This window comes from Haladaptatus marinus (assembly GCF_051194195.1).
On record NZ_JBLZNK010000021.1, the window covers coordinates 1 to 527 of the forward strand.

The following is a 527-nucleotide window of genomic DNA, read 5'->3' on the forward strand; positions in this document are numbered from 1 at the left end:
TTTTGTGTATCGTAAGGTGGTACACGAATAAGAGCTGGGCAAGACCGGTGCCAGCCGCCGCGGTAATACCGGCAGCTCAAGTGATGGCCAATATTATTGGGCCTAAAGCGTCCGTAGCCTGCCAGACAGGTTCGTCGGGAAATCTGCTCGCTCAACGAGCAGGCGTCCGGCGAAAACCAGTTGGCTTGGGGCCGGAAGACCCAAGGGGTACGTCTAGGGTAGGAGTGAAATCCTGTAATCCTAGACGGACCACCGATCGCGAAAGCACCTTGGGAGGACGGACCCGACGGTGAGGGACGAAAGCTAGGGTCACGAACCGGATTAGATACCCGGGTAGTCCTAGCTGTAAACGATGCTCGCTAGGTGTGGCACAGGCTACGAGCCTGTGCTGTGCCACAGTGAAGACGTAAGCGAGCCGCCTGGGAAGTACGTCCGCAAGGATGAAACTTAAAGGAATTGGCGGGGGAGCACTACAACCGGAGGAGCCTGCGGTTTAATTGGACTCAACGCCGGACATCTCACCAGCA

Annotated in this window: 1 rRNA gene; it reads left to right on the forward strand. The window is 56.9% G+C overall.

Features of this window, described 5'->3' with window-relative positions:
- A 16S ribosomal RNA gene (locus tag ACN2TU_RS26920) occupies positions 1–527 on the forward strand; the annotation flags it as partial.